The following is a 19,388-nucleotide window of genomic DNA, read 5'->3' as shown; positions in this document are numbered from 1 at the left end:
GGCGGGCCAGGGCCACCCACTCACGCCAGGTGTCCAGGAGCCGCCCGGGCCCCCGGAACCTACGTCCACCCTGCGGTGCGGGGTGAACGGGTGGGTGGGTGGGGATGATCCGCCGCGAAGCGGCGGGCCAGGGCTGCCCCCACGGACACCAGGCGTCCGGGAGCCGCCCGACTCCCGGGCCCCTACGCCCACCCTGCGTCGCGGGGTAAACGGGTGGGTGGGTGGGAGTGATCCGCCGCGGAGCGGCGGGACAGGGCTGCCCGGTCCCGCGGACGGGGAACCCGGCGCGCCCAGCGCGGAGTCCGCCGCGCAGCGGCGGGGCAGGGGACCGCCCAAGACCCCCAGGTCAGAAATACGTTCGGATGTAGTCCGTTACCGTTCCGTCCGCCTCCACCACCGGAATCAGCTGCCACTTGTCGAACGACGTGCACGGGTGCGAGAGCCCCATGCCGAGCCAGTCGCCGACCGCCAGGTCCGCCTCCGGAGAGGTCCGGAGCCACCCGTGCTGGTCGGAGAGACCGGTGACGGTGACCCCCGTCGCGGGCCGCGACACGCCGTCCCGGCGGACGACCTGCGCCTCGGGCAGGTCGAGGTCGTACGCCGCATCCCGCTTCCCCGCATTGGTGAACGCCTGCTCGGCGCAGGGCCGCGACACGACCTGCGCCCAGAGGCGGAAGGCGGGTTCGAGGGCGCCCTCCTCGGGGACCCGGTTGAACGGGGTCAGATGCTTGTAGTGGCCGTCGTCGTGCGAGACGTACGCGCCGGAGCGCAGCAGCTTCAGTACGGGCCGCGACAGCTCGGGGATCTCCGCGAAGACCGACGCGACCGCGTCGAACCACGCGCTGCCGCCCGCGCTGACCACGATCTCGGGGAGGTCGGCGAACCGCCCGGACCCGTCGAACTCGGAGAGCAGCGCAACGAGGCGGCGCAGCCACGCCGTCACCGTCTCGCTCGACGCCTCCGGCACCTCACCCTCGTACCCGGCGACGCCCACGAGCCGCAGCGTGTCCGCGGCCGCGACGGCGTTGGCGATGTCGAAGCACTCCGCCTCGGTCCGCGCGCCGGTCCGCGCGCCGTCGCCCGCGGCCAGCTCCACCACCACGTCCACGGGACGGCTCGCGCCCGCCTCGCCGAGGGCGGCGTGCATGAGCTCGACGCCGCGTACGGAATCGACGTAACAGATGAAGCGGAAGGACGGGTCCGAGTCGAGCTCGCCCGCGAGCCAGCGCAGCGCCGCCGCGTCGACGAGTTCGTTGGCGAGGAAGATGCGCTCCACCCCGAACTGCCGTGCCACGCGCACCTGGTGGGGGACGGCGAGCGTGATGCCCCACGCGCCCCGCGCCAGCTGGCGGGCGAAGAGCTGGGGGGCCATCGACGTCTTGCCGTGCGGCGCGAAGGCGAGGCCGTGGCGTTGTGCGTACGTCTCCATGAGTGCGAGGTTGTGTTCCAGGCGCTCGGCGGAGAGGGCGAGGACCGGGGTGGTGAAGCCGTCCGTGAAGAGGTTCCTGCGCTGGGCCGCGAGCTCGCCGACCGTGAGACCTTCCGCGTCCGGGGGCAGTCCCTTGAAGCGGTGATCGACCCGCTCGTCCGCGAGCGCGGCCAGCGGCTCTGCGGACCGGTCGAGGGCGGTGACGACGTCGTTGTCGGCGGCCATGGGCGCCTCCTCCAGGAGTACATTCAAGAGTGCGTTGCACGATATGCAACGGTCATTGCGTATGTCGCTTACTGCTGTCTAACATCCGAGCCAACGCCGGGTCAACGGATCCGGACAGTCGGTTGAGGGGTTGGCAGATCGTGACCGCACAGGCAGCAGTGGACGTCGTGGCGCTCGGCGAGTCCATGGTCACCTTCCTGCCCGCCCGGCCCGGCCGCCTCGCCGACGTGCCCTCCTTCGACCGCGGGATCGGCGGCGCCGAGTCGAACGTCGCCTGCGCGCTCGCCGCCGCGGGACACACCGTCCGCTGGGTCAGCCGCGTCGGCGCCGACGGCTTCGGCGACCACCTCGTCGAGACGATCGGCAGCTACGGAGTCGACACCTCCGCCGTCGGCCGCGACCCGCACCGCCCCACCGGCATCTACTTCCGCACCGCCGACGACCGCGACACCGACGCCCACGAGGTCGTCTACTACCGCGCGGGCTCCGCCGCCTCCGCCATGTCGCCGGGCTCCGTGGACGAGGACGCCCTCGCCGCGGGACGCATCCTGCACCTGTCGGGCATCACGCCCGCGCTCTCCGCCGACTGCCTCGCCCTCGTACGCCACCTCTGCGCCCGGCGCGACGACCGCCCGCTCGTCTCCTTCGACGTCAACCACCGCCCCGGCCTGTGGAAGGGCGCGGCGGCGGGCCCCGACGTCCTGCTCGACCTCGCGCGCGGCGCCGACCTCGTCTTCGTCGGCGAGGACGAGGCCGCCGCGGCCTGGGGCCTCACCGGCGGCCCCGACGCCATCCGCGCCGCCCTGCCCGAGCCGGCCACCCTCGTCGTCAAACAGGGCAGCCGCGGCGCCACCGTCCACGCCCACGGCGAGGACCCCGTCTTCCAGGCCGCCCTGCGCGTCGACGTCGTCGCGCCCGTCGGCGCCGGTGACGCCTTCGCCGCCGGTTTCCTCTCCGCCACCCTGCGCGGCCTGCCCGCCGCGCACCGGCTGCGCCACGGCCATCTGATGGCCGCCGCCGCACTCACCGTTCCCGGTGACCTCGCACCGCCACCTGCCCGCGCACACGCCGACCGCCTCGCCGCCCTGGACGACGCAGCCTGGGAGACACTTCGTCTCGGCCCCGGCTGGACGGAACGCGTCCCGGAGGAAACCGAGGCCGAGGAGGAGGTACGTACCCCATGAGCCAGACCGTCGACCGCGCGCTCTCGATCCTGCCGCTGCTCGCCGAGGGCCCAGCCGACCTGGGGCAGGTCGCCGACCGGCTCGGCGTCCACAAGTCCACCGCGCTCAGGCTGCTGCGCACCCTCCACGAGCACGGCCTGGTCTTCCGCCAGTCCGACCAGCGCTACCGCCTCGGCGCGCGCCTCTTCGCGCTCGCCCAGGAAGCCGTCGAGAACCTCGACGTGCGCGAGATCGCCCACCCCCATCTCCTCGCCCTCAACGAGAAGTGCGGCCACACGGTCCACCTCGCCGTGTACGAGGAGCAGGAGGTGCTCTACATCGACAAGGTCGAGAGCCGCTATCCGGTGCGGATGTACTCCCGCATCGGCAAGCCGGTGGCCATCACCGTGGCCGCCGTCGCGAAGCTGCTGCTCTCCGACTTCCCCGAGGCCGAGCGCCGCGCCTTCGCGGAGAAGCTCGACTACCCCACCTACACGTCCCGTTCGACGCCCAACGCCGCCGCGTTCCTGAAGGAGCTGGCGGCGGTGCGCGAACAGGGCTGGGCCACCGACCTCGGTGGCCACGAGGAGTCCATCAACTGCATCGGGGCCCCCATCCGCGGTGCGGACGGGCGCGTCGTCGCCGCCATGTCGGTCTCCGCACCGAATGTCGTCGTCACCGCCGAGGAACTCCTCACCCTGCTCCCGCTGGTCCGCCGCACGGCGGACGCCATCAGCCGCGAGTACTCCGGCAACGCCCCTCTGAAGGAAGCAAGTTCATGACCGAGAAGACCGCCCTCACCCCGGCCACCCACACCACCCCGCCCGCGAAGTTCTCCCACGGCGTGAAGAAGGGCAACATCCTTCAGGTCGCAGGACAGGTCGGCTTCCTCCCCGCCGAGGAGGGCAAGGCCCCCACCCCCGCGGGCCCGACCCTGCGCGAGCAGACCCTCCAGACCTTCGCCAACGTCAAGGCGATCCTCGAAGAGGGCGGCGCGACCTGGGACGACGTGATGATGATGCGCGTCTACCTCACGGACGTGGACCACTTCGCGGAGATGAACGAGATCTACAACGCCTACTTCGAGGAGCAGGGCCTGAAGGCCCCCGCCTCCGCCCGCACCACGGTCTACGTCGGTCTCCCGGCGGGCCTCCTCATCGAGATCGACGCGCTGGCCGTCCTCGGCTGACGCACATCCCTCTCCACCAGCAAGCCGTTCGTCGTCACGGCGCGGCGCCCACCCCCGGGGCGCCGTGCCGCGATCCCCCCTGCCCCGAAAGCCCCATGCACTTACGAGGTCAACGATGTCCCCGTCCCACAACGCCGTGCTCGCGGCCGCCCCCGCCGCCGAGACGCCACCGCACACCGGCGGCTTCCTCGCCCTGATCGACGGCACGGCAGGTCTCCTGACCGTCGCCGCGCTCGGCATCGTCCTTCTCCTCTTCCTGATCATCAAGATCAGGCTGCAGCCCTTCGTGGCGCTCCTGGCGGTCTCCATAGTCGTCGGCCTCTCGGCCGGGCTCTCCGTCACCGAACTCTTCGGCACCGTCCAGAAGTCCGACGCCGTCTCGGTCATCGAATCGGGCATGGGCGGGATCCTCGGCCATGTGGCGATCATCATCGGCCTCGGCACGATGCTCGGCGCGATCCTGGAGGTGTCCGGCGGCGCCGAGGTCCTCGCCTCCCGCCTGCTCGGCCTCTTCGGCGAGAAGCGCGCGCCGCTCGCGATGGGCCTGACGGGTCTGATCTTCGGTGTCCCCGTCTTCTTCGACGTCGGCATCTTCGTCCTCGCGCCGATCGTGTACGCCGCCGCCAAGCGCTCCGGCAAGTCGATCCTCCTCTACTGCCTCCCCCTGCTCGCGGGTCTCTCCATGACCCACGCGTTCCTGCCCCCGCACCCCGGCCCGGTGGCCGCCGCGGGACTCCTGAAGGTGGACCTCGGCTGGGTCATCCTGATGGGCATCGTCTGCGGCATCCCCGCGGTGCTTGCCGCCTGGGTGTACTCCGCGTGGATCGGCAAGCGCATCTTCGTGCCCGTGCCGCAGGACATGGTCGAGGCCGCCGACGAGGCGAAGGCGGCGGTCGTCGCCGAGCAGAGCGCGGCGGGTGTGGCGCCGCAGGAGAAGCCGGTGCCGCTGGGCATCGTCTTCACGATCATCGGCACGCCGCTGGTCCTGATCCTCCTCGCCACCTTCTCCTCGATCGCCTTCGACCCCTCGACGTTCCGCTCGGTCATCGAGTTCTTCGGCAGCCCCTTCGTCGCCCTGACGATCGCCCTGCTCATGGCGTACTACCTGCTGGGCATCCGGCGCGGCTGGTCCCGCAAGTCCCTTGAGACCGTGTCGACCTCGTCCCTCAAGCCGGTCGGCAACATCCTCCTGGTGGTCGGCGCGGGCGGGATCTTCGGCGCGGTCCTGAAGGCGAGCGGCGTGGCCGCCGCCATCTCGGACACCTTCCAGGACGTGGGCCTGCCGATCATCGTCCTGGCCTACCTGCTCTCCCTGATCCTGCGCGTCGCCCAGGGCTCGGCGACGGTCGCGATCGTCACGACGGCAGGCATCGTCGCCCCCCTCCTCTCCGAGGGCGACTACTCCCAGGCCTTCGTGGCCCTGGTCATCATGGCGATCTCGGCGGGCTCCATCTTCGCCTCGCACGTCAACGACGGCGGGTTCTGGATGGTGGCGAAGTACTTCGGCATCAGCGAGCGGGACACGTTGAAGACGTGGACGGTTCTGGAGTCGGTGCTGTCGGTGGCGGGGTTCGCGGTCGCCGCTGTGGTGAGCCTGTTCGTCTAGCAGTCCGCCCCGGGCCCTAGCCGGTCCGCTTGGAGCAGGTCAGGTCGCCTGCGGGCAGCTTGTCGGTGGCCAGGTAGCGGTTGACCTGGTCATCGACGCAGGCGTTCTCGTAGAGGCCGTAGACCGCGTGCCGGTTGGCGCCCTCGACGGTGATCAGCTTGGAGCTCGGCAGCAGGCCGTGCAGGGCGACGGCGCCCTTGTGCGGGGTGCGCGGGTCGCCGGTGGCGGACACGATCAGCGCCTTGGCGTCGTGCTTCACCTTGGTGGGCTTCTCGCGGGGCCGGTCCCAGAACGCGCACGGGCCGATGTTGTTGTTCATCGCGCCGAAGCGCGGGTACGCGGCGCGGCTGCGCCGGATGTCGCGCCAGTAGACCTCCGGGTTGCGCGGTGCGGCCACGTCTCCGCAGATGACCGCGGTCTGCGAGCTGCCCATGGTCGACTGGTCGCCGGTCGTCGCGAGCCGCAGGAGCCCGGTGAACTGCGGCGAGAGCTTGGTCGGCGACTCTCCGGCCGCGGCCTTCGCCAGTACGGACACCTGCTCGCCGAGGGACGCCCGGGAGGCGTCGGTGTCGCTGTCGAGCCCGGCGAGGAGGACGAACGGGATCTGGGTGTCGTCGAGCCGGAAGGTGTCCGGGGCGGTGCCGACGGTCAGCGGGCCGCGCGCGGACTTCTTGATGACCCGGTCGATGGCGGCGAGGACCTGGGCGCGGGTGCGGCCGAGGCCGTAGGTGTCGTTCCGGGCGGCGGCCCAGGCGGCCCAGTCGGCGAGCGCCCGCTCGTTCTCGCCGACGGCTTCCTTCAGCAGCCGGGGGCCGAACTTGCGCGGGTCGATGGCGCCGTCAAGGACCATGCGGTCGGTGCGTCCTGGGAACATCTGGGTGTATACGGTGCCGAGGTAAGTGCCGTACGAATAGCCGAAGTAGGAGATCTTCTTCTCGCCGAGCGCGCCGCGGATGACGTCCATGTCGCGGGCCGTGTTGCGGGTGCTCACATGCGGCAGCACGTCCGCGCTGGTGGCACGGCACTTGGCGGCCAGGTCCTTGTGGAGGTCGACCTGGCGCTCGAAGCTCGCCCGGCTCAGACCGGCCGAGAAGAGATTGGTGCCGACGTTCCAGCCGCAGTCCAGCGGGGTGCTGCGGCCGACGAAGCGCGGGTCGAAGCCGACGATGTCGTACCGCGGGCCCGTCTTCTTCATCCACGCGTGGAATTCCGGCGGGGACTGGACGGCGCCGTTGCCGGGGCCGCCGTTGTTCAGCAGGATCGAGCCGATGCGGTGGCGGGTGTCGGTGGCCTTGAGCCGGGAGATCGCGACGGTGATCGTACGGCCCCCGGGCCTGGAGTAGTCGAGCGGCACGGTGACGTCTGCGCACTGGGCGCCGGCCGTGTCCAGGTCGCGGCCCACGGTGTCGTCCGAGTTCTTGGCGCAGCCGCCCCAGTCCAGGCGCTGGTCGTAGTAACGGCCGAGTCCGGTGCCGGACTTCGGCGCGGTGGCGGTCGCTGTGCCGGTCGTGTCGGTCGCTGCGGTCGCGGCGGGGGCCGCGCCGAGGCAGGCGGCAAGGACGAGGCCGACGTTCCGTATATGTCTCATACCGTCAGACGCTAAGTGGAACAACTGCCCCCGCTCACTGGGGCTGTCCCCCTGCTTTTGGCGGGGGTTACCCCCGCCGACGGAGGAGCGCACGCGGGGCGCCCGCCTGGTGGTGGCCCGAGTTCATTCCCCTAGGGAGTCTCGTGACCCATAACTGACCTGTGGGCGACCGGAGTTCGACCGGGAGGGCTTGTTCAATGAGAGGTGGAGGAAGAGCCGAGCGGGCTTGTGATGAGTGTGACCCGGTGCGATCCTTGCCGCCATGTCAGCTCCTCCTCACCCGCCTGATTACGGATCGGTACTGGAGGAGGTGAGGAAGGTGCGGCGAGCCGGTGTCGTCAGGCTGCGCGAGATCGACACGCCAGAGCTGAGCCGCATCGCGGGCGAGCTCCCCGGTGGCAACGGTGGGTTGTCCGGTGGCGGGGTCGAGAAGCTGTTGCGCGCCGCCGTTGTCGAGATCGGTGGCGGCAGCCTCCAGACCGCCGCCGAATACACCCTCGGACTGGCCCAGGGCACCCGCGACTGGCCGCCCGCCGACCGACGCCGACGGGCCGCCCAGGTGTACGGGGTCAGTGTCGAACGCTTTCGCAAGCACCATGAGGTGATGGTGCTCGGGCAGGTCGCCGAACAGGTCGTCGGTCTCGCCGCCCGGGTGCCCGCGGACATCGGCGGCGCGGCCGTGGCCAGGTTGCCCGCCGCGCACCGTGAAATCCCGCTGTACCTGCACGGGCGTGCCGTCACCGTCACCGTGCATGTCCACTCGGTGGACCTGCTGCGGGACGTCGACGTCGTCGTATCGCCCTCCAACACGTACTTCGCGCTGCCCGCCGCCTACAAGTCCTCGGTCTCGGCGACCCTGCGGCGGGCCGGTGCGTCCAAGGACCCCACGGGGGGAGTCGTCGAGGACCACGTCCACGACGAGTTACGGGGGTGGGCCGCCCGGCACGGAGCACCGGGCCGGGCGGCCATGCCGGGCACGGTCGTCGCCACCTCGTCCGGCGCGCTCGCCGAACAAGGGGTCCGGCGGATCTACCACGTCGCGGTGGCAGTGCCCCGGCCCGAGACCAATGACTACGACGTGCAGCCCGTCGACGTGACCCGTGGCGTGGCCCGTGCCTTCGCGCTCCTCGCCGAGGAGTCCCGCGCGGGCGACCGGCCCCTCACCTCCATCTGCCTGCCGCTGCTCGGCGCGGGCCGCGGCGGACTCCCGCCACTGGAGAGCTTCGGCGCGCTCTGGACGGCCGTGGAGGCGGAGCTCGCCCGAGGGGCCGATTGGGACGTCCATTTCGTGGTGCGCCGTCACGCACGCGCCGACCTCATCGAACGGCTCCTGACCCAGCGCGACGGAAGGACGAACCCGTGAATCCGTACGCTGTGCTCGCCGCCGTGGCCGCGCGCTGGGACCGCGTCGAGGACCAGCTCGACGAGCCGCTGCGGCGCAGGCTCGGAGAGTTGCTGAGCGTCGTGCGCCACGAGAACGCGGACGCCCGGAACCGACGGGAGGCCGCCGAGCGGGCGGCCGCACTGCTGCGGGAGCGTCTGCCCCAGGAGTTCGGTGCCGAAGGGGGAGCGCGGCTCGCCCCGGACACCCTCGACGGTCCGGACACACCTGGCGGGGTTCCAGTGGCCGAAGGGGCTTTCACCTGGCAGGGGTTCGGGGCCGAGGACCTCGCGGTGCTGCTGATCGACGGGCACCGCATGGTCGGTCCGCTGCTCGGCCCCGTTCGGGAACGTCTCCTCGCCGAACCCGCGCTGGATGCCGAAACGGTGCTGCGGGGTGGCGGCAACCCCTTCGCCCCGGACCTGATCAGGCTGCGCGGCGCGGGCGGGCTGCCGCGGCTGCCACGCTTCCAGTTCTCCGAGGGCACTCTGCCCTGGATGGTCGTCCTGGAGGTCAACGCACTTCTGGCCGCCGACCGGGATCCGTGGGGTGCCGCCGACTGGTGGCTTGCCGACAACGCCTGGCTCGGCTCGCCGCCCGCCCGGCTGCTCGGGTCCGGCTGCGACCACCGGATCAGCCACACCGCGCGGCTCCTGATGGAAGAGGAGTAGCCGTGCCGAACTACCGGCCGCCCGAGGCCATGAGCGGAACACCTGGAAAGGTCACGCTGTCGCAGGGCACCGTCCTGCACCGCGTGCACGCAGGTCACCGGGACGCCGCCGCCTTCAACCCGCGCCCCGCGCACTGCCTCTACGGCGGCGGCCGCTTCGACGGCACCGGATGCGATCCGTACGGCTACCTCTACGCCGGGATCGGCGCGGCGGCCGCGGTCTGCGAGACGCTGCTGCGGTCGCTGCCCTTCGACCCGTCGGGTGGCCCGAGGCTCCTGCAGCGCGCGAGCGTCGAGCGGTTCAGGCTGAGTGCGCTGCGGCTCACCGCCGATGTCGCCGTCGTCCCGCTGGTGACCGGGCAGGACCTGGCGGCTGTGAGCCAGGACAGCTGGCTAGTGCACACCGAGGCGCACGAGTACGCGTACACCCGAGACTGGGCGCACTGGATCCGCCGCCACACCGACCCCTGGGCGCAGGGCCTGGTCTGGTCCTCCAAGCGGGAACCCGGCGACCGTGCCGTGGTCCTGTTCGGCGACCGCTGCCCGGCCGGGATCCTGCGCGCCGTCGAGGGCGACGTCGTCGACTTCAGCGCGGCGGAAGGCCGGGAGTGGCTCAACTCCCTGCTTCAGCCGTACCGCGCCCAGCTCGCGCCCTGACCTGCGAAGGCCCACACTGTGACGTCTGAACATCTCCGTGAACTGCGCGCCGAACGCGAGGCGCTGCTCGACGCCCTGGCCGCCCTGTCCGCGAGCGACCCGCGGGCGCCCGCGCTGTGTGCCACCGCCGGTGAACTCAGCCGCCTCCTCTATCTGGAGGAGCGGAGGCCGGAGGACCTGGAGCGTGGGGCGGAGGCCTTCGGCCTGGCCTTCGAGGCACCCGGGGACACGGGCGAGTGGGCGGTGTGGCGCATCCAGTACGGGCATGTCCGGTCCCTCCAGTACGAAGTCGATCCGGACCCTGAACATCTCGTAGCAACAAGCGAGTTGTTGCAGGAGGGGCTGGGTGCGCTGCCGGTCGACGGTACGGATGCGGAGGCGTACGACGGAGTGCGGAAGCTGGCCGTGCTGCTGCTGGCGATCTGCGCCAAGCTGCGCTGTCTGGAGGCTCGTGAGGACGTCCAGGGCCCGGAGCGCGTCGAGTTGATCGACGAAGCACTGCTCCGCCACGAGCAGGCCGCAGCTCTTCTGGACCCTGGCACGCAGGACGCCGTCGACCTGCGCGAGGCCCAGGGGTATCTCTTCCTCGAACGGGGCGCGCTGCACGGCGGGCCCGCGGACTCCGAGGCCGCGGTCGGCCACTACCGGGCGGTTCTCGACGCAGGGCTCTCCACCAGCGACCTGCCGTTCGTGCGCCACAGCATGGCCACCGCCCTGATGCGGCATGCCCTGGCGACCGCGGACTGGGCCGAACTGGAGGAGGCCAGGGACGAGTTGGGCATCGCGCTGCGCGAGGCCCGGCAGCGTACCGGTGAGAAGGTGCGCTGGGTGCGGGAGGCGGAAGTCGCCATCACCTTCATCCGCGTCGTCATCTGGGGCGACCGGAAGGACAAGGCGCAGGCGGCAGTGGCCGAGGTGGAGTTGCGCGCGCTGCTTGACGACCCGGAGACCGTCCGGCTCCTGACCCCGCACCACCTCTCCGGCTTCGGTCGTCTGCTGTACGAGCGGGCGAGCGTCCGGGGCGATCCGGCGGGCCGCGACCGGGGCATCGCCCTGCTGCGGCGAGCGGTCACCGAGTGGCGGCCGGAGCGGGACGGCAAGGTCACCGCGGCCGCGTGCGGCCTCGCGATCTTCCAGTGGGCGCGTCATCTGGACGACCCGGACCCGCAGCGGTTCCGGGACATGGCCGAGGCGGCGGAGCTGATCCTCGCCGACGACCGACTCGACGACCAGACGCGCAGAATGGGGCTCACCCTGGCAGCGATGGCCTGGCTCGGCCAGGAGGAGCAGGAGCCGGGATCCGGCGGCGAGATGCCGGGCACGCGGCTCGATGAGCTGCTCGCCATGCGGGACGCTCTGCTTGACGATCTGGAGGAGGGGCGCGCCTTCCTCGACTTCAGCGAGGTCGACGACGACTTCCCGGGCCTCAGTCTGGACATCACGGGAGCCAGACAGCGGGCGGCGCTCTTCGAGCGGGAGTACGCGCGCTGGCAGGAGCGCGAGGACGGCGACGGCCGTGCGGGGGTGGCCCTCGAACTGCTGGGGCGCGTGGTCATGATGGACCCGCACGGCGACCTCGTCACCCAGGAGCAGAAGGAGGCCCTCATCGCATGTGTCCTGGGCGCACGTGATCAGGACGCCGACTGGCAGCGCCGAGCCCACGCCGTCGTGGGGCACGTACGGCTGCGGGATGCGATGGCCGGGACCGGAAACCGCCTCGACGAGGTGCTCGACCACTTCGAGCTGGCCGGAGGGGGACCGGCGAGGGGAGCCGACGGCGCGCTCGCCGGGGGTGCGGACCAGGGGCACGTCGTCGACCTCGCGCGCGTCATGGCGACCCGGCAGCGGGGGCAGACCGGAGGCGCCCGTGACGACGTGGAGGCGGCCGGAGGGGCGTGGCGGCAGCTGCGCGAGGATCCCCGTGTCACGCCGCACCAACGGGGCCTCATGGACGCCGTCCAGGCGGCCCACGACGCCCACGCGGCCCTGCTGCGCGGCGACTTGGCGGCCGGTGACCGGTGCATCGCCGTGGTCCTCGACACCCACGCCGGGCTCCACCCGGACGATCCCTCCCGCCTTGAACTGTGGACGCATCTGGAGAACGTCCGCATGGTGCGCGACGAGCTCGCCCGCACCCTGGGCGCCCCGGCCGCGCCGCCGCTGACCGGCAGGCCCTCGGTGTCCCAACTGCGCAGCGCGGCAGCCAGGTTGCCTCGTGATCACCGGGTCTGGGTCCTGGGTGACGGTGGCCTCAGTCGCTTCGTGCGCGCCGGGCACACCAGGGACATGCCCGCGCTCGCCGAGGCCATGGAGCTGGTGCAAGAGGCCCACGACCTGGCCGACGAGGGCAGTGAGAATCGGCTGCGGTACGCCGGATGTCTCGGCGTGGGCCACACCGCGCTCGCCGAAGTGCAGCGGGACCCCGCAGCCCGTGCCCGCCATCTCGACCGGGCCGTCGGCCTGCTGGAGACGGCCTTCCGGGCCGTCGCGGGCCCTGAGCACCGGCTGTACGCGTCCACCGGACTCGCACTGGCACGCGCCTACCGCAGCCGTGGCGACCGGCGGCACGACGACCGTACGGCAGCCCGGCGCACCGGGCTCGATGCCCTGCGCGGCCACGCCTGGGCCGCGCTGCTCCAGTCCGGCACCGACCAGGCCGCGCAGGCCGCGATCGAGGCCACCGCGGGCGCACGGGAGGTCGCCGCCTGGTGTCTGCGCGACAACGCGCCGGACGAGGCCGTGCGGGCCCTCGACGCCTGCCGTGGCCTCGTCCTGCACGCGGCGACGACCTCGCGCACCGTGCCGGAGCGGCTGGCTGCCGCAGGGCGCGGGGACCTGGCCGACGAGTGGCGGGCGGCGGGGGCCCGACCCGAACCGGCCACCGACCCCTTCACCGCCGCACAGGCCCCGTTGACCGTGCCCAGTGCGCTGCGCCGCCGGGTCCTCGCCGCCCTGGCCGGCGTGGAGGAAGCACAGGACCGGCTGCTCGATCCGCCGACGGTCGAAGAGGTCGCGGGGGCGCTGCGCACGTTGCGCAAGGACGCACTGGTCTATCTGGTGCCCGCGTCCGACGGAGTGGGCGGCACCGCCGTCGTCATCACGTCGGGCGGTGAGGTGCACGCCGTGCCGATGCCCCGGCTCACCGAGGACGCGGCGCCCCTGCGCGACTACCGGTCGGAGCCGGGTGCGGCGCGCGACCGGGTCCCCGTGCCGGGCGACGACCGCGACCTCGGCCCCGTGCCGCCCGCCGACGGGCACGGCGGGAGCCGGACGAGCTCCCCGCGCGAGCAGGTGGACCGGCTGTGCGGCTGGGCCTGGTACGCGGGCGTCAAGCCGCTCTTCGACGCCTTCGCCGCGCCTGCGGGACCCGGGCGGATCCCGCGCCTGGTCCTGGTGCCCATGGGCACGCTCGGCCTGGTTCCCTGGCACGCGGCCTGGTGCCCCGGCGCGGACGGGCGACGCCGGTACGCGCTGCGGGAGGCGGAGATCTCGTACGCCGCTTCCGCGCGACTGCTCTGCGACGTGGCGGCCAGGCCGCCCGTCACCCTCGGCGGCGCGGCCCTCGTCGTGGGCGATCCCACCGGCGACCTGCACTACGCGGGCGAGGAGGCCGATGCCGTGCAGCGCGTCTTCTACCCCCACGGGCGGTTCCTCGGGCGTCGCGCCGGGGGCGCGGACGGCCCCGGCACGCCGCAGGAGGTGGTGGACTGGCTGGCCGCGGGCGCGCGCGAGGACGCGGGCGGTGACGGTGGCGTCCTGCATCTGGCCTGCCATGCCGCCGTCGCGAAGGGCGGCCGCAGCAGCGCGTACCTGTCGCTGCACGGCGGCGAGCTGTCCGCCGAGGACCTCACGGAGGCGGTCGGCGGCGGGCGGGGCGGCAGGCTCGGTCTCGTGCTCCTGGCCGCCTGCCGCAGCCATGTATCGGGGCGCGGCTACAACGAGGCGTACAGCCTCGCGACCGCGTTCCTGGTGGCCGGTGCGAGGTCCGTGATCGGCTCGCTCTGGCCGGTGCCGGACGACGCGACCTCGGTACTGATGTTCCTGACCCACTACTTCCTGCGCGCCGAGGGGCTGCCGCCCGCCAAGGCGCTGCGCCGCGCCCAGTTGTGCATGCTGGACCCGGCGCGCGACCTGCCCGCCGATCTGCCCGCTCCACTGGCCGGGCGCGCCCGGCGCATCGACCCGGACGACCTGGTCGCCTGGGCGGGCTTCACCCACCTCGGCCAGTAGCGGTCGGCGGAGGTCAGTGCGGCACGACCGTGCGCAGGGCGACGGTCCGGGTGGCCCAGCGGCCGGGCCCGGTGTCGCGCGGCCGTCCCAACTCCCTTGCGCCGGACTGCCGTCGGGGTCCGGTCAGTCGCAGAGTGCCGTCCGTGTGCGGTTGCTCCGCGGCGCTGCCCGCGCGGCCGGACTCCGCGGCGGGGTCCCAGGGCGGCAGGTGGAACGGCACCGGGTTGAGCTCGCCCTCCGCGACGATCAGCTTCAGCCAGTCCCGCACCTGGGCCCCCGGCACGGCGGGACGGGCGGCGGGCAGCGACAGCTGCACCGGGCCGCCGTCGAGTGCGTGCCCGAAGTGGCCCGGTGCGATGAAGTGGCCGGGATAGAGCAGGGAGTGGCTGGCGTAGCCGTCGGTGAGGTCGAGCAGCAGACACCACAGTTGCCGGTCGGGGGAACGGTTGTGGAGCCTGATGGACACCCACGGCTCCCGGGGCCCGGCGCCCTCGGACGCGTACGAGCAGACGATCTCTCCACTGCCGTCCGGTACCAGCAGCTGGTCGGGCGGCGCATCCCACGGCGTGATCTCCACTCGCACCAGGTTGTCGAGCTCCGAAGGGCGAGGCGGCCTCAGTTCCCGGAGCCGGTGCCAGCGGGTGAGGTGCGTCAGACAGCCGACGATCCGCCGTGCGTCGGCGGGGCCCGCGAGGGGCAGCGGAGCAGTGAACGCCGTGCCGTCGCGGCGCAGCACGTGCGCGGATCCGCTCCGTACGGCCACCCGGAAGTGCAGGTCGGCGCTCTCCTGCGGGCCGTCCACCAGCCGGAGCAGCGCGGCAGGGCCGCCACCGGGCCCGGCGGACCCCAGCGCGTCCGCCAGGAGCCGTGCGGAGTCGGCCTGCGGGGGGAGATCCAGGGCCACCGTGGCCATCGGCAGAGCCAGTGCGGACAGTGCCACCGGGTAGGCCCTCCGGGCCTCGGGTGTCCAGCCGACCGGATCCACGAGGGTCCGGTCGACCCGTATCTCCCGGGCCCGTACGACGGCCGGGTCCGCGTCGCCCACCACGGTGAACTCCGTGCCCGTGGCCGCCGTTCCGTCCCGCAGCCCGTGTCCGGTCCCGCAGTCCACCTCCCAGCCGTCCCTGCCGTTCCGCAGCAGGCAGGTGCTCGGTGTGCGGGCGAGCGCTCCGCTGAGGAAGGGCAGGTCCGCAGGGCCGCCGGGTGTCGCGGGATACAGCACCGGCTGCTGGTGGCCGCCGGTGCGCTGCACGAGGGCGTCGGCCGCGGAGAGGAGTTCCCGGTAGGTGGCGGCCGGGTCCGGCTCCCGCGCCGCCGCCAGCAGTGCGTAGGAGAAGGCGCCGTGCCTGCGGCCGTCGAAGTAGCCCTCGTACGAGAGCTGATCGAGTCGGCTCGCGGCCAGCAGTACGTGCCGGTCCTGTCCGGCCGGCACCGGCATGTCCCGGACCGTCGGCGCCGACCACCCCGCGGGAGGAGGTGTGAAGCGGGCGGTCAGATCCCCGCCGTCGCGGGTGGCGCCGCCGGAGAAGCAGCAGTCCAGGACGGCCGCGACGTGCGCACCGCGCGCGGCGACCCCGTCAAGCAGCGCTCCGAGCCGCTTGTCGGGCAGCGGCTCGTCCACGCACATCAGGGCCTGATTGCGCCCGGTCGACTCGATCAGCAGATCGGTTCCGTACGCCGCCTGCTGCGTACCGTGCCCGGAGAACCAGAACAGCGCCGTGTCGCCGGGCCCGGCTGCGCCCAGGAACTGGGCAATGCCGTCCTCCACCGCCGCGGCCGTCACCGCTTCGTTCACCACGATGCGCGTTTCGGCCGTGCCGCCGGTGCGCGCGGCGAGGAGCGCCGCGGCCTGCGTGACGTCGTTGACGCAGCCGGTCAGTGGTGCGGCGGTCTGCGGCGGGTAGGCGTCGATGCCCGCCAAGAACGCATGGATCGTCCCCATGCCGGAGAGTCTGGCAGCGCGGAATGCGAAAGACACGGCTGAACTGGTTGTCAACAGGTCGCATTCTGGGTGCAGTTGGGCCAACCGCGTGCCAAGTTCCTTCTGTGGTCGCACTATTGATGAAACATCAGCCAAAGGTCGGGGGACTCATGGGGCGTTTCGAGCAGCCGCGGCGCATTGTGCAGACCGGCAGCGACCTGTCTGTCGGGGGCGCCCCGCAGCGGCAGGCGGCAACGTCCGGTGCGCTGTCCCGCGAACGGGTCAAGGCGCGTTCCCAGGGGCTGAGGGACGCGGTGGCCCGGCTCGACGCCGGGCTCGGTGAACAGGCCTGCCGGGAGCTCGCGGAGTGGATTCGTGAGGAGTACACGACCGCCCACGGAACGGTGCCCGTCGGTTTCCTGGCCCGCTGTTTCCTCGGTCCGCCCTACGTCGATCACCAGCTCAACCTCTTCGCCGTGATCGTCCGGCACTTCGCCCCGTCCGACGCCGTGCCGAAGCCCTACTCGGACGCCCGGATGCTGGTGCGCACGGGCGGCTACGCGTACGTCGAGGTCTACTCCGACGGCCTGCTGATCCCGGTGCTCGACGACGGGACGGCCGTGCGGTCCGGAGACGTACTCCTCTGAACTGGTTCGAAGCGATCGGAGAAACCACCGTATGTCCGACGTAGACCACGCGCTGCACCGGAAACTGCAGCAGGTCACCCAACTCGTGGTCGGACTCAGCGAGCAGGTGAGCTCCGTGTCCGGCCAGGTCTCGTCCGTCGACGCCAAGCAGCAGCGGACCAGCAGCGAACTGCAGGAGCTGCGCGACGAGTTCCGGGCCTTCGCCCTGGCCTCGATGCTCAACGCCCATGTACAGCGCGCCGAGACCAGGATCGGCGTGATCCAGGACCAGGTGGACCACGAGTTCGGCCACCACAAGGTCGTGCGGCGCACCGCGGTCGGCATGCTCCAGGCCTTCGATCTCGGCCTGGTGTCCGAGGAGGCCGTCCGGTCCGTCGGCGACCAGCTGATGATCCAGACGCCGCGCTACTGGCTGGCGCCCGCCCTGGTCGCGCTCGCCTCCTGGTCGGCCGACGACCGCACGCTGTGCGAACGGGCGGTGGAAGAGGCGTTCCGGCGTTCGCCGGACCGCACCTCGCTCCTCTTCGCGCTGGTCCTGCGTCGGCAGGGTCGCATGGACGGGGCGGTGCGCTGGTTGCGCCACTACCTGCTCGCACAGGACCCCAGTGCGCTCGGCCGGGAGTTCGCCGTCATCCTCGAATCCATCGCGCAGGGCGCCTTCGGCCTTGCGGGCCGGGAACTGCTCAACCGCACCCTCACGAACTGGCGCGAGCGGCTGATGGACAGCGCCGAGGTCCAGCAGAAGCAGATCAGGCGCTGGCGGGACGAGGTCGACAGTCTGCGTACGACGACCTCGGTGGCCGAGTTCCCCCGCCTTTCCGTGTTGACACCGCAGTGGCCGCAGCTCAACAGCGCCCTCTGCGCGGCCCGCGCTCACGAAGGGGTCCTCGCCAAATACCGCGCCATCATGGACCGGGAGTTCGAGCTGTCGCCGAGCATCGAGGACGCCGTCGACGACATCCTCGACCGGCTGGTCTCCGAGTACGACGACGAAGAGCTGCCGCTCCGCCGCGATCTCGCCTTCCACCACGCCGTCATCGCGCACGGCGGCGACCTGGACGCCGCCCGCAGGACCGCCGAGGCGGACTCCGCCTCGTACGACGAGACGCTCGACTATCTGACGGTGCAGACCACCGCGGCGCTCAATCCGCCCGCCATCGGCACCTCGCCCGCCACCCAGCGCCTCGCGGTGGCCGGCTGCCACGAGTGGTTCCTGCAGGGGCACGCAGGATTCACGCGCGACTACCGGGCGGCGGTGCCGCAGGACGTGCAGGCCCAGTTCCAGACGACACAGAAGGTGGGCGGCGCCGTTCTCCAGCTTCCGGTCTGGAACGCCTCGTTCGGCCGGCCGCTCGGGGAGCTCGAACGGTCCTTGGGCGGTCACTGGGACCAGCACATCGGCCCCTTCGTCGCCTCCCTCGCGTACCCGACCGTGCGGAAGGCGGTACCGCTCGTGCTCGTGCTGCTCGGGATCCTGACCATCGTGGGCTCCATCCACCTCGGCTTCGCCCTGATCGCCGCCCTGATCACCGGCGGCATCTGGGGGATGGTCCTGCACAACCGCGCGCAGGCGGTCCGGCGCAACCAGGAGGCGACCCGCGTCTTCCTGGAGCGCGCCAGGGACGAATCCCTGCGGCAGCTGAGGGCGGCATCGGCCGAACTCGTCGACTGGCATGAGAAGTTCCGCTCCGATGATGCCGTGGAGGCACGCTGCCGGGAGCTGATCAAATCGCTGGAGACCGCGGTCCACCACGGTGGCTCGCCCTTCGAGGGCCGCACCGTGGCGAGGGAGGAAGCCGCCTCATGAGCCCGACCCCGTCCGACGCCCCCTACCCGTCCGGCGAGTCCTCGGAGGGCTCGGGCCGTGGCCAGGGCGACGCATCGCCGTGGGCCGCCACCCGCAGGCCACGAGGCGAGCGCGTCACGACCCGTTCGCGTCGAATGGCCGAAGGACTGCCCGACTGGGAGCCGCTGCCGCCCGGAGAGACGGTGGTACGACGGCCCGGCAGCCTGTCATGAGGTTCCTCCGCAGGTTCCGGTCGACGCCCCGTGCGAAGCCTCCCGAGAACCCCGCACCCGACTCCTACTGGGGTCACGGTGGCGACTACCACGTCTGGGTCGACTTCCTGCGGCGCTGGGCAGCGGCCGAGGACGTACACCCCGAAGCCCTGCCGGCCCTCACCGAGGAGGACTTCGAGGGCGAGACCTGGGAGCGGCTCACGCACCACCTCGGCGCGGCCCTCGACACGAGGCTGCAGGCCTGGGCCGACCGGTTCACCGGGGCCCTTTCCGAGGCGACCGACGAATTCTCGGCCGGGCGCGAGCTGACCCAGGCGCGTGTCGGGCTCCGCAGGATCCGTGACGTGGCGGGTCATCCGGGCCTGCCGCCCGAGCTGCGCAAGCGCCTTGCCGAACTGGTCGGTCACCAAGTGGAACAGCTGCAGCAACAGTTGGAGGAGGATCTGGAGCGGATGGTCCGGAACGGCACCGACCCGCGCCTGGTCGAGCTGCGCCGCCGCACACTCCGCGACAATCCGCTCACCACGGTCACCGGAGGGGCGACGGAGGCCGCGTCGGCGGGGAAGGACACCCCGGATCCCTGGTCGCACGATCCGGCCGCGCCGCCCAGGCGCCGCGTCGTCACCGACTGACCTGCCGCCAGGCACCACACCCGAGAACCGA

At 72.2% G+C, this 19,388-nt stretch carries 15 protein-coding genes; 12 read left to right on the top strand and 3 right to left on the bottom strand.

The features are described from left to right. Positions 1-346 precede the first annotated feature (346 nt). Positions 347-1,654: an amino acid deaminase gene (locus ABZV77_RS06230; RefSeq protein ID WP_356250889.1), complete on the bottom strand. Its 1,308-nt coding sequence runs from the start codon at positions 1,652-1,654 to the stop codon at positions 347-349. A gap of 140 nt (positions 1,655-1,794) precedes the next feature. On the opposite strand from ABZV77_RS06230, the gene ABZV77_RS06225 reads away from it, so the two are divergent. The 4 genes from ABZV77_RS06225 (at position 1,795) to ABZV77_RS06210 (ending at position 5,612) form a co-directional block, all read left to right on the top strand. Further along, the gene (locus ABZV77_RS06225) at positions 1,795-2,838 is read left to right on the top strand and encodes a sugar kinase (RefSeq protein ID WP_356250886.1); all 1,044 of its coding nucleotides are present in this window, start codon (positions 1,795-1,797) and stop codon (positions 2,836-2,838) included. Next, a complete protein-coding gene (locus tag ABZV77_RS06220) occupies positions 2,835-3,599 on the top strand; it encodes an IclR family transcriptional regulator (protein ID WP_356250883.1) in 765 nt (254 codons plus the stop codon). Before ABZV77_RS06225 ends, ABZV77_RS06220 begins: the two co-directional genes overlap by 4 nt. Continuing rightward, a complete protein-coding gene (locus ABZV77_RS06215) occupies positions 3,596-4,006 on the top strand; it encodes a RidA family protein (RefSeq protein ID WP_055570127.1) in 411 nt (136 codons plus the stop codon). Before ABZV77_RS06220 ends, ABZV77_RS06215 begins: the two co-directional genes overlap by 4 nt. A 115-nt stretch (positions 4,007-4,121) precedes the next feature. Then, the gene (locus tag ABZV77_RS06210) at positions 4,122-5,612 is read left to right on the top strand and encodes a gluconate:H+ symporter (RefSeq protein WP_356250880.1); all 1,491 of its coding nucleotides are present in this window, start codon (positions 4,122-4,124) and stop codon (positions 5,610-5,612) included. A gap of 16 nt (positions 5,613-5,628) precedes the next feature. Here ABZV77_RS06210 and ABZV77_RS06205 read toward each other — a convergent pair whose 3' ends face one another. Next, entirely contained in the window at positions 5,629-7,200 is a 1,572-nt protein-coding gene (locus ABZV77_RS06205) for an alpha/beta hydrolase (protein WP_356250877.1), read from the bottom strand. A gap of 319 nt (positions 7,201-7,519) precedes the next feature. Here ABZV77_RS06205 and ABZV77_RS06200 point away from each other — a divergent pair, with 319 nt between their 5' ends. The 4 genes from ABZV77_RS06200 to ABZV77_RS06185 are packed head-to-tail and all read left to right on the top strand — an operon-like array spanning position 7,520 to position 14,138. Further along, positions 7,520-8,563 (top strand): hypothetical protein, encoded by a 1,044-nt coding sequence (locus tag ABZV77_RS06200; RefSeq protein ID WP_356250874.1) that lies wholly within the window; start codon positions 7,520-7,522, stop codon positions 8,561-8,563. Beyond that, entirely contained in the window at positions 8,560-9,252 is a 693-nt protein-coding gene (locus ABZV77_RS06195; protein WP_356250871.1) for a hypothetical protein, read from the top strand. Before ABZV77_RS06200 ends, ABZV77_RS06195 begins: the two co-directional genes overlap by 4 nt. Before the next feature lie 2 nt (positions 9,253-9,254). Next, positions 9,255-9,908 carry an RES family NAD+ phosphorylase gene (locus ABZV77_RS06190; protein ID WP_356250868.1) on the top strand — a complete coding sequence of 218 codons (654 nt, stop codon included), beginning with the start codon at positions 9,255-9,257 and terminating at the stop codon, positions 9,906-9,908. A gap of 18 nt (positions 9,909-9,926) precedes the next feature. Further along, positions 9,927-14,138, top strand: a complete 4,212-nt coding sequence (locus ABZV77_RS06185; protein WP_356250865.1) for a CHAT domain-containing protein — start codon at positions 9,927-9,929, stop codon at positions 14,136-14,138. Between the two features lie 13 nt (positions 14,139-14,151). On the opposite strand, the gene ABZV77_RS06180 is transcribed toward ABZV77_RS06185, so the two are convergent. Then, complete coding sequence (locus ABZV77_RS06180; RefSeq protein ID WP_356250862.1) at positions 14,152-16,080, bottom strand: caspase family protein; 1,929 nt, start codon at positions 16,078-16,080, stop codon at positions 14,152-14,154. A 149-nt stretch (positions 16,081-16,229) separates the two neighbouring features. On the opposite strand from ABZV77_RS06180, the gene ABZV77_RS06175 reads away from it, so the two are divergent. From ABZV77_RS06175 to ABZV77_RS06160, 4 genes are read left to right on the top strand one after another with little or no spacing between them, the layout of a single operon-like run. Then, positions 16,230-16,706, top strand: a complete 477-nt coding sequence (locus ABZV77_RS06175; protein ID WP_356250859.1) for a hypothetical protein — start codon at positions 16,230-16,232, stop codon at positions 16,704-16,706. 31 nt (positions 16,707-16,737) lie between these two features. Then, the gene (locus tag ABZV77_RS06170; protein WP_356250856.1) at positions 16,738-18,513 is read left to right on the top strand and encodes a hypothetical protein; all 1,776 of its coding nucleotides are present in this window, start codon (positions 16,738-16,740) and stop codon (positions 18,511-18,513) included. Beyond that, positions 18,510-18,725, top strand: a complete 216-nt coding sequence (locus tag ABZV77_RS06165; protein WP_356250854.1) for a hypothetical protein — start codon at positions 18,510-18,512, stop codon at positions 18,723-18,725. Before ABZV77_RS06170 ends, ABZV77_RS06165 begins: the two co-directional genes overlap by 4 nt. Next, the gene (locus ABZV77_RS06160) at positions 18,722-19,357 is read left to right on the top strand and encodes a hypothetical protein (protein WP_356250851.1); all 636 of its coding nucleotides are present in this window, start codon (positions 18,722-18,724) and stop codon (positions 19,355-19,357) included. The genes ABZV77_RS06165 and ABZV77_RS06160 overlap by 4 nt, the downstream gene beginning before the upstream one ends. Positions 19,358-19,388 lie beyond the last annotated feature (31 nt).

The organism is Streptomyces sp. NPDC004732, from assembly GCF_040609235.1.
Classification (GTDB): Bacteria; Actinomycetota; Actinomycetes; order Streptomycetales; family Streptomycetaceae; genus Streptomyces.
The sequence above is the reverse complement of the archived record's forward strand: the minus strand, read 5'-3'. Positions and strand labels throughout refer to the sequence as shown.

Excerpts from the sequence above, each read along its gene's own strand:
- ABZV77_RS06230 (WP_356250889.1), bottom strand. The coding sequence starts at position 1,654 with ATGGCCGCCGACAACGACGTCGTCACCGCCCTCGACCGGTCCGCAGAG.
- ABZV77_RS06220 (WP_356250883.1), top strand. The coding sequence starts at position 2,835 with ATGAGCCAGACCGTCGACCGCGCGCTCTCGATCCTGCCGCTGCTCGCC.
- ABZV77_RS06215 (WP_055570127.1), top strand. The coding sequence starts at position 3,596 with ATGACCGAGAAGACCGCCCTCACCCCGGCCACCCACACCACCCCGCCC.
- ABZV77_RS06210 (WP_356250880.1), top strand. The coding sequence starts at position 4,122 with ATGTCCCCGTCCCACAACGCCGTGCTCGCGGCCGCCCCCGCCGCCGAG.
- ABZV77_RS06205 (WP_356250877.1), bottom strand. The coding sequence starts at position 7,200 with ATGAGACATATACGGAACGTCGGCCTCGTCCTTGCCGCCTGCCTCGGC.
- ABZV77_RS06180 (WP_356250862.1), bottom strand. The coding sequence starts at position 16,080 with ATGGGGACGATCCATGCGTTCTTGGCGGGCATCGACGCCTACCCGCCG.
- ABZV77_RS06175 (WP_356250859.1), top strand. The coding sequence starts at position 16,230 with ATGGGGCGTTTCGAGCAGCCGCGGCGCATTGTGCAGACCGGCAGCGAC.
- ABZV77_RS06170 (WP_356250856.1), top strand. The coding sequence starts at position 16,738 with ATGTCCGACGTAGACCACGCGCTGCACCGGAAACTGCAGCAGGTCACC.
- ABZV77_RS06165 (WP_356250854.1), top strand. The coding sequence starts at position 18,510 with ATGAGCCCGACCCCGTCCGACGCCCCCTACCCGTCCGGCGAGTCCTCG.
- ABZV77_RS06160 (WP_356250851.1), top strand. The coding sequence starts at position 18,722 with ATGAGGTTCCTCCGCAGGTTCCGGTCGACGCCCCGTGCGAAGCCTCCC.